Genomic DNA, 8209 nt, shown 5'->3' with positions numbered 1-8209 from the left:
CCGGAGCTGTCCGCCACCCGCGTCCTCATCCTGACGACGTTCGAGACCGAGGACTACGTCGCCCAGGCGCTGCGCGCCGGCGCCAGCGGATTCCTCGGCAAGGACGTCACCACCGACACCCTGCTGGCCGGCCTGCGCACGGTGGCCTCCGGCGAGGCCCTCCTGTCCCCCACCGCGACCCGCACCCTCATCGCGAACTTCCTCGTGACACCCGCCCCCGGCGCACAGCCCGTGTCCGCACAGCACCTGTCGGAACTCACCGCTCGCGAACGCGAGACGATGGCCATGGCCGCCGAGGGCAAGTCCAACACCGAGATCGCCGAGACACTCACCCTCAGCCCGCTGACCGTACGCACCCACATCTACCGGGCGATGGCGAAGCTGGGCGCCCGCGACCGCGCCCAACTGGTCGTCATCGCCTACCAGACAGGGCTGGTGCAGGTGACCCCGCTCACGCCCTGACCGCGCACCGGCATCCCGGACGGACACCGGGCGGGCGAGTCCCGAGACGGCGCACACGCTCGGGAAGCCGACCCCGGCCCTCCCGGTCCGGAACCGCTTTTCAGCCGCCCCCGGCACGCGGCCACGTACGGCGGGCGCGAAGTGCCCGGAGAATCTGCGCAGGAATGCCACACACGCTGCACGTACCTTTTCGAACGCCCCGATAGCCTTGCTGGCCGTTCACGCAGGTACGGACGTGACCAGGCCGTGGCCCGGGCAGGCCGACGGTGAAGCCGACCCAGGAAGACCGCAGATGGACTACTGCTCCTCGTGCCGCCGCCATCTCGACGGGGCCCTGGTGTGTCCCGGGTGCGCCGCCTACGCACCGGACATCGCCCCGCGTATCACCGACAGCGGCATCCTCCCGGCCCGGCCCGCCGCCTCTGCGGTGAAGGACGACGCGTCGGGCGAGACGGGGGCGCGGGGGGCCACGGCGCCGGCCGCCCGGCGCGACGGCCCGCCGCGTGAGGAGGCACTGCCCGGGGCCGGCGGGGAGGAGGGCCCTCCCCCCGGAACATCCGGCGGCGTCGGGGGAGCACCCCCTGCCCGGCAGGGCCCTACGGTGTGTCGAGGCCTGCCGCCCCGGTGGAAGAAGACCCGGCGCCGGGCCGTGGTCGCCACCGCCGTCGCACTCGTCGGAGGCGGCCTGGCCGTCGCGACGGTGGAACGGCCCTCCACCGGCCGGGTGCAGGCGGCGGCGCCGGACGACGGCATGGACACCGCGAAGGCGCGGGCAACGGAGGAGACGCTCCGGCCCGCCCGCCCCGTCTCCCCCGCACCGTCACCGTCACCGACGGCCGGTACCCCGCGCCGGGGACCTCTGGTGGTGGCGCCCCGTGCGCAGTGGGGTATGGGGGACGTCCTCATGCCGGATCCCGCGGTCTCCCCGCACCCGGCGACCACGACGGCTCCTCCGTCGGGAGCCGTGCCATCAACCCCCGGCGCGACGACTCCCGACGGCTCCGGTACGGCCCCGGAGCAGCCGTCCGCTCCCGGGGCCGACGGCACCGCGGCCCCGGGAGCCTCGCGGTCTGCCTCCCCGCCGGGGCCGACGTCGCCACCGGCGGAGATCTGCCTGTTCGCCCTGTGCCTGGGCTGATTCGCACGGCACCACGCGGTCCACGGGCGAGGATCCTCCACCTGTGGACCGCCCGCCGCCGGGAACGTGACGTCAAGACGCAGGGCACCGAACACCGCGCCCGGTCGGCGGTGAGCGCGTGCCGGGGCCCGTCCGCACGGAGGCCGGCACGCTGTGGTCCGGAGGGCCGCCACTGCCGGCGGCTCGGGACCGGCGAAGGAGTCGTCCTCGAACAGCGCGCGGCTCCGGCCGGTTGCGCCCCGTATCGCCGGGCACCGCAGCCGGCCGGGCCCGCGCGGCCGGACCGTCACGTCGATCCGGGTCACGGCCTGCGGGACGGTGGACGAGCCCGGGGCCGGATCACCGGTCGGCGCCTGTCGCCTGGCGCGCGGCCGGGGCCGCCTCGTGACGCTTGCCGGTGCCCAGCGCGTGCAGGATCTCCTCCGCGCTCTGCCTGGCGTCGCCGAAGAGCATGGCACTGTTCTCACGGAAGAACAGCGGGTTCTGCACGCCCGCGTAGCCGGAGGCCATGGACCGCTTGAAGACGACGACCTGTCCGGCCTCCCAGACCCGCAGCACCGGCATGCCGGCGATCGGACTGTCCGGGTCCTCCGTCGCGGCCGGGTTGACGGTGTCGTTCGCCCCGATGACCAGCACGACCGAGGTGTCGGCGAAGTCGTCGTTGATCTCGTCCATCTCCAGGACGATGTCGTAGGGCACCTTCGCCTCGGCCAGCAGCACGTTCATGTGCCCGGGCAGACGGCCGGCGACGGGGTGGACACCGAAGCGGACCTCCACGCCCCGCTCGCGCAGCCGCCGCGCCAGCTCCGCGACCGGATGCTGGGCCTGGGCGACGGCCATGCCGTAGCCGGGGGTGATGACCACCGAGCGGGCCCGGGCGAGCATCCCGGCCACCTCCGCGGCGCGCACCTCGCGGTACTCACCCCGCGCCTCCCCACCACCGGCCGGCGCCTCGACGCCGAAACCGCCCGCGATGACGGAGAGGAAGGAGCGGTTCATCGCCTTGCACATGATGTAGGACAGGTAGGCGCCGGAGGAGCCGACGAGCGCGCCCGTGACGATGAGCAGGTTGTTGTCGAGCAGGAAGCCGGCCGCGGCCGCCGCCCAGCCCGAGTAGCTGTTCAGCATGGAGACGACGACGGGCATGTCGCCGCCGCCGATCGAGGCGACCAGGTGCCAGCCCAGCGCCAGCGCGAGCACGGTCACCGCGATCATCAGCGGCAGGCTCGGGCTGATCGTGAACCAGGCGGTCAGTGCGGCGAAGGCGCCGAGCGCGCCGAGGTTCAGCGCGTTCCTGCCCGGCAGCGCCAGCGGGCGGGAGTCGATCCGTGCCGAGAGTTTCAGGAACGCGACGATCGAGCCGGTGAAGGTGACCGCGCCGATGAAGACGCCGATGGACACCTCGGCGCGGTGGATGCCCAGCAGGCCGGCGCCGATCCGGGCCTGCGCCGTGCCGTGCGCCTCCACCTCCAGGTAGCTGTTCCAGCCCACCAGTACCGCGGCCAGGCCGACGAAGCTGTGCAGCATCGCGATCAGTTCGGGCATCTGCGTCATCTCGACCCGGCGGGCCCGCCACAGGCCGATCACCGCACCGAGTGCCATGGCCGACACGATCAGCGCCACCGCGCCGGCGGTGATACTGCGCGCCGCCACCACAACCGTGGCGGCCAGCGCGAGGGCCATGCCGGCGATGCCGTAGACGATGCCGGCACGGGAGGTGCGGTGCTGGGACAGGCCGGCCAGGCTGAGGACGAACAGCAGGGCGGCGACCAGGTCGGCCGCGTGGGAGGCCGTCATGGGGGTCATCTCGGCTCAACCTTTCGAGAACATGGACAGCATGCGGCGGGTGACGGCGAAGCCTCCGAAGATGTTGACGCTCGTCAGCAGGATCGCCGCGAAGGACAGCGCGGTGACGATCCGGCTGCCGTGCCCGATCTGCAGCAGGGCGCCGATCACGACGATCCCGGAGATCGCGTTGGTCACCGACATCAGCGGCGTGTGCAGCGCGTGGTGCACCTTTCCGATGACGTAGTAGCCGATCACCACCGCCAGCGTGAACACCGTGAAGTTCTCCGCGAGCTGCGCGGGGGCGAAGGCCACCAGCCCGAACACCGCGGCCATGCCGAGCGTGATCAGCCCGAAGCGTCCCGCGGGCGCCGGCCCGGGCCGTTCGGGCCGTTCGGGTTCCGGGGCGGCGGGCGCGGCCGCGGGTTGCTCGGCAGGCACGGCGGAGACCGCGACGGGCGGCGGCGGCCAGGTGACCTCGCCGTCGCGCACCACGGTCACGGCCCGCTGCACGGCGTCGTCGAAGTCGATCGCCAGCCGCCCGTCCCCGCCGGGTGTGAGCAGCTTGACCAGGTTCGCCAGATTGGTGCCGAACAGCTGCGAGGCCTGTGCGGGCAGCCGGGAGGCGAGGTCGGTGTGGCCGATGATGGTGACGCCGTTGCCGGTGACCACCACGCGCCCCGGCACGGTGCCCTCGACGTTGCCGCCCTGGGCGGCGGCCATGTCGACGATGACACTGCCCGGTTTCATGACGGCCACGTCTCCCGCCGTCAGCAGGCGCGGTGCCGGCCGGCCCGGGATCAGCGCGGTGGTGATCACGACGTCCACGTCCCCGGCCTGCTCGCGGTAGAGCTCGGCCGCGGCACGGTCGTAGTCGGCGGAGGTCGCCCTGGCGTAGCCGTCGGTGCCCGCCTCCTGTGCGACGCGCACCGGGAGGTACTCGCCGCCCAGCGACTTCACCTGGTCGGCGACCTCCGGCCGCGGATCGGTGGCGCGCACGATCGCGCCGAGGCTGGAGGCGGCGCCGATCGCCGCCAGACCGGCCACACCCGCTCCGGCCACCAGCACCTTCGCCGGCGGCACCTTACCCGCCGCGGTGACCTGGCCGGTGAAGAACCGTCCGAAGACGTGGGCGGCCTCGATGACCGCCCGGTAGCCGGCGATGTTCGCCATCGAGGACAGCACGTCCATCGACTGCGCACGCGAGATGCGCGGCACCGCGTCCAGCGCCAGGGCGGTCACACCGGCGTCGGCGAGCGCCCGGAGCAGTCCGGGTCTCTGTGCCGGGGACAGCAGGGCGACCACGGTCGCGCCCTCACGCAGCCGGGTGATCTCCGCGTCGGAGGGGGCGTTCACCTTCAACACGACATCCGCGTCCCAGGCCGTGCCGATCTCCGCGCCGGCATCGAGGTAGGCCTGGTCGGCGAAACCGGAGGCCTCGCCGGCCCCTGATGCGACGACGACCTCGTAGCCGAGGCCCAGCAGCAGCCGTACCGTCGCCGGGGTCGCCGCGACCCGCGTCTCCTCGGAAGCCGACTCGGCCACTACGCCGATGCGCTGGGGTGGGTGGTGCGCAAGCTGGTGTACAGACATCTCTCGGGTTCTCTCCTCGCAGGAGCGGCTGACAGGGGTCCGCGACGGGGGTGTCCATCGGGCTCGTGCGTTCCCCGTGAACGCGGACCGTGGGAACCTACCCGCCACAGCCGCCCGGGCCGATGGGGCACGGCCGTGGTTGTGTCTCACCGCGCGGTCGCCGCGCCGCTTCCGCCCGCAGCGCGCCGCACCGCACCGCACCGCACCGCACCGGCACGGTCCGCCGTTCCGCTGACCGGCGGGAGCGGCTGAACGCGGCTTGTTCCGTACCCTTGCGGCATGCGCGTGCGTCCCACACTGAGCTGGACCCCCACCGAGGACCTGCCGCCGGGCACCACGGATCCGGGGCCGGTCGCCGACGCGCTCCGTACCGGCGGCGTGCTGGTGCTCAGCGGAGCGGGCATCTCCACGGAGTCGGGCATCCCCGACTACCGGGGCGAGGGCGGGAGCCTGGGGCGGCACACCCCGATGACCTACCAGGAGTTCACCGCCGACCCGCGGGCCCGGCGCCGGTACTGGGCGCGCAGCCACCTGGGCTGGCGCACCTTCGGCCGCGCCCGCCCCAACGCCGGGCACCTGGCCGTGGCCGCGTTCGGGCGGCACGGTCTGCTCTCGGGTGTGATCACCCAGAACGTCGACAGCCTGCACCAGGCCGCCGGCAGCGAGGATGTCGTGGAACTCCACGGAAGCCTGAGCCGGGTGGTCTGCCTCTCCTGCGGTGCCTCCAGCCCGCGCGGCGAACTCGCCCGGCGGCTGGCAAAGGCCAATGCGGACTTCGAGCCGGTGGCCGCGGGAATCAACCCGGACGGTGACGCCGACCTCACCGACGAACAGGTCGGGGACTTCCGCGTGGTGCCCTGCACGATCTGCGGCGGCATCCTCAAACCGGACGTGGTGTTCTTCGGCGAGGCCGTCCCGCCACAGCGGGTCGAGCACTGCCGCACGCTGGTCCGTCAGGCGGCCTCCTTGCTGGTCCTGGGCTCCTCGCTGACGGTGATGTCCGGACTCCGGTTCGTCCGCCAGGCAGCCCGGGCGGGGAAGCCGGTGCTGATCGTCAACCGGGACCCGACCCGGGGCGACCGGCACGCTCTCACCCGGGTCGCGCTCCCCTTGGGGGCGACCCTCACCACCGTGGCCGGCCGGCTGGACATCCCCGTCGACGGCCGGGCGACGGGCCGGGTGGGACGGTGACGGTGGTGGGGCACCGCCGGGGTTCACCGCGCCGGCTCTCCGCACCGGTTTGTCCCGCTGGAATTCCGGTCCGCGGCAGCAACCGCGGGACGAACGGGAAGCCGACCGGTCCGGGGGCGTGTCCGGCCCTGGCGGTGGCGGGCGGGCGGCCGTCGGCCGGTCCTCGGTGACTGCCGGAGGTCACCGGACACGGCCGCCCCGGTTCCCGTCCGTCCTCACGGATCTCCGCTTGCGCGTCGTTCCGGTGAGGAGAGAGAACCGGAGGAGTCCCGGCCCTCTCCCCCACAGGGGGCAGGTGCGGCCCGGCGGCACCCGGTGGGCACTGATCCGCGCGCGGCCTGTGTGCCCCGGGCGTTGTGTTCAGTCGGTGCCGAACTCCATCGCGGCGCGGTCGAGCAGCTCCTCGTCGCCGGAGACCTCACCGCGTGAGGCGATGGCCTCGGCACCGCCCTGCGGCATCGCGCCGATCAGCCCGGTCGAGGCCGCCTGGGCGGCGCCGACGAGCGCGGCCTGGCCGGTGCCGACCATGCCCATGCCCGCGTACTGCTCGAGCCTGGCGCGCGAGTCGGCGATGTCGAGGTTGCGCATGGTGAGCTGGCCGATCCGGTCCACCGGGCCGAAGGCCGAGTCCTCGGTGCGCTCCATCGACAGCTTGTCCGGGTGGTAGCTGAAGGCCGGGCCGGTGGTGTCGAGGATGGAGTAGTCCTCACCGCGCCGCAGCCGCAGCGTCACCTCGCCGGTGACCGCCGAGCCGACCCAGCGCTGCAGCGACTCACGCACCATCAGCGCCTGCGGGTCGAGCCAGCGGCCCTCGTACATCAGCCGGCCCAGGCGCCGCCCCTCGTTGTGGTACTGGGCGAGGGTGTCCTCGTTGTGGATCGCGTTGACGAGGCGTTCGTACGCCGTGTGCAGCAGCGCCATGCCGGGTGCCTCGTAGATGCCGCGGCTCTTGGCCTCGATGATCCGGTTCTCGATCTGGTCGGACATGCCCATGCCGTGGCGGCCGCCGATCGCGTTCGCCTCCATCACCAGGTCGACCGGGGAGGTGAACTCCTTGCCGTTGATCGTCACCGGCCGGCCCTGGTCGAAGCCGATCGTCACGTCCTCGGCGGGGATCTCCACCCCGGGGTCCCAGAACCGTACGCCCATGATCGGTTCCACGGCCTCGACGCCCGTGTCCAGGTGCTCCAGGGTCTTGGCCTCGTGGGTGGCGCCCCAGATGTTGGCGTCGGTCGAGTACGCCTTCTCGGTGCTGTCGCGGTAGGGCAGTCCGTGGGCGAGCAGCCACTCCGACATCTCCTTGCGGCCGCCGAGTTCGGAGACGAAGTCCGCGTCCAGCCAGGGCTTGTAGATGCGCAGGTGGGGGTTGGCGAGCAGGCCGTAGCGGTAGAACCGCTCGATGTCGTTGCCCTTGAACGTCGAACCGTCGCCCCAGATCTGCACGTCGTCCTCGAGCATCGCCCGGACCAGCAGGGTGCCGGTGACGGCGCGGCCGAGCGGCGTGGTGTTGAAATAGGCGCGTCCGCCCGAGCGGATGTGGAAGGCGCCGCAGGCGAGCGCGGCGAGACCCTCCTCGACCAGGGCCGCACGGCAGTCGACCAGGCGCGCGATCTCGGCGCCGTACGTCTTCGCGCGGCCCGGCACCGAGGCGATGTCGGGCTCGTCGTACTGGCCGATGTCGGCGGTGTAGGTGCACGGGACGGCGCCCTTGTCGCGCATCCAGGCGACGGCGACCGAGGTGTCGAGGCCGCCGGAGAAGGCGATGCCGACACGCTCGCCGGTGGGCAGTGAGGTGAGAACCTTGGACATGGGAAGAGTATGCGCCAGACTGCATGATCATTCAAAGTCCCGGCCGGTTCTCCCGGTCATTCGACCACGGCCCGCCCGGGAGCCCGCCCGCCCTCCGGCGGCGCGACGGGGCCCGCAGGGCAGCCGGCACCGCGCTCGACGACGCGGAGCACCGGACACTCCGGGCGACACGAACGGACCCACCCGCCGCCGCAGCCGGAGGAGGACAGGGAGCGCCGCCATGTCGCGGCC

At 73.1% G+C, this 8209-nt stretch carries 6 protein-coding genes; 3 read left to right on the top strand and 3 right to left on the bottom strand.

The window, feature by feature from the left end; all coding sequences use genetic code 11:
* Nucleotides 1–462, top strand: a 462-nt coding sequence (locus CUT44_RS10470; protein ID WP_100201659.1) for a response regulator transcription factor, incomplete at its 5' end; no start/stop codon positions are given.
* Between the two features lie 292 nt (nucleotides 463–754).
* Nucleotides 755–1600 (top strand): SCO2400 family protein, encoded by an 846-nt coding sequence (locus tag CUT44_RS10465; protein ID WP_100200360.1) that lies wholly within the window; start codon nucleotides 755–757, stop codon nucleotides 1598–1600.
* A gap of 339 nt (nucleotides 1601–1939) precedes the next feature.
* On the opposite strand, the gene pntB is transcribed toward CUT44_RS10465, so the two are convergent.
* Both pntB and CUT44_RS10455 read right to left on the bottom strand, forming a co-directional pair.
* Nucleotides 1940–3406: a Re/Si-specific NAD(P)(+) transhydrogenase subunit beta gene (gene pntB, locus CUT44_RS10460; RefSeq protein WP_199185570.1), complete on the bottom strand. Its 1467-nt coding sequence runs from the start codon at nucleotides 3404–3406 to the stop codon at nucleotides 1940–1942.
* A gap of 6 nt (nucleotides 3407–3412) precedes the next feature.
* Nucleotides 3413–4978: a Re/Si-specific NAD(P)(+) transhydrogenase subunit alpha gene (locus CUT44_RS10455; RefSeq protein ID WP_100200359.1), complete on the bottom strand. Its 1566-nt coding sequence runs from the start codon at nucleotides 4976–4978 to the stop codon at nucleotides 3413–3415.
* A 279-nt stretch (nucleotides 4979–5257) separates the two neighbouring features.
* Between CUT44_RS10455 and CUT44_RS10450 the strand changes: the two genes are divergently transcribed.
* Nucleotides 5258–6169 carry an NAD-dependent protein deacetylase gene (locus tag CUT44_RS10450; RefSeq protein ID WP_100200358.1) on the top strand — a complete coding sequence of 304 codons (912 nt, stop codon included), beginning with the start codon at nucleotides 5258–5260 and terminating at the stop codon, nucleotides 6167–6169.
* A gap of 360 nt (nucleotides 6170–6529) precedes the next feature.
* On the opposite strand, the gene argG is transcribed toward CUT44_RS10450, so the two are convergent.
* Nucleotides 6530–7978 carry an argininosuccinate synthase gene (gene argG / locus CUT44_RS10445; RefSeq protein WP_100200357.1) on the bottom strand — a complete coding sequence of 483 codons (1449 nt, stop codon included), beginning with the start codon at nucleotides 7976–7978 and terminating at the stop codon, nucleotides 6530–6532.
* Between the last annotated feature and the right edge of the window lie 231 nt (nucleotides 7979–8209).

It is taken from the genome of Streptomyces carminius (assembly GCF_002794255.1).
Classification (GTDB): Bacteria; Actinomycetota; Actinomycetes; order Streptomycetales; family Streptomycetaceae; genus Streptomyces; species Streptomyces carminius.
This window is presented reverse-complemented; position numbering and strand designations above follow the sequence as displayed.